This window comes from Vibrio sp. 2132-1 (assembly GCF_033344315.1).
The window spans coordinates 1-511 of sequence record NZ_JAWPON010000880.1 but is presented as its reverse complement, the minus strand read 5'-3'; the positions used below and the strand labels follow the sequence as shown (position 1 = coordinate 511).

Below are 511 nucleotides of genomic sequence, written 5' to 3'. Positions count from 1 at the left end.
TACTTACCAAGATTGTTTTTGTCGTTATCGACAATGATGGTGTAGCCTGTGTCGCCCCACTTAATCTCTTCTAGTGCATCAAACAGAGTTTGTGTGGCTTGGTCTACTGGCAAACCGATAAATGACAAGCCAGATACGTTACCGTTAGCGTCTTTGATTGGCGCGTAATAGGTAATGTAGCGTTCACCATATAGTTTGATTTGCGCGTAGTAAGGTTTTCCGCTCTTTAAGAGTTGGTAACCAGGATGGTTGCGTCCAAGAGTCGTGCCTACTGCACGCTTACCTTGCGGATCTTTTAATGATGTTGAAACGCGAATGAAGTCATCACCAAGTGGTGCAAATAACGTTGCGATTGCTCCGGTATCACGCGTGAAGCTGTCGACCAGCTTTGTGTCGTTAATCAAACTTTCGCTGTATTGCGTGATATTTGGTACTTCATGGCCCATGAAGTCTACCGTGTAGTTTTCTACATAAACGCCTGCAAGGTAACCATTGCGAAAAGTTGATTCGA

1 protein-coding gene is annotated in these 511 nt (G+C 44.4%); it reads right to left on the bottom strand.

What is annotated here, in order from left to right:
- A partial coding sequence (locus R8N47_RS28515) for a Cache 3/Cache 2 fusion domain-containing protein (protein WP_318186523.1) occupies positions 1-511 on the bottom strand: 511 nt, incomplete at both ends.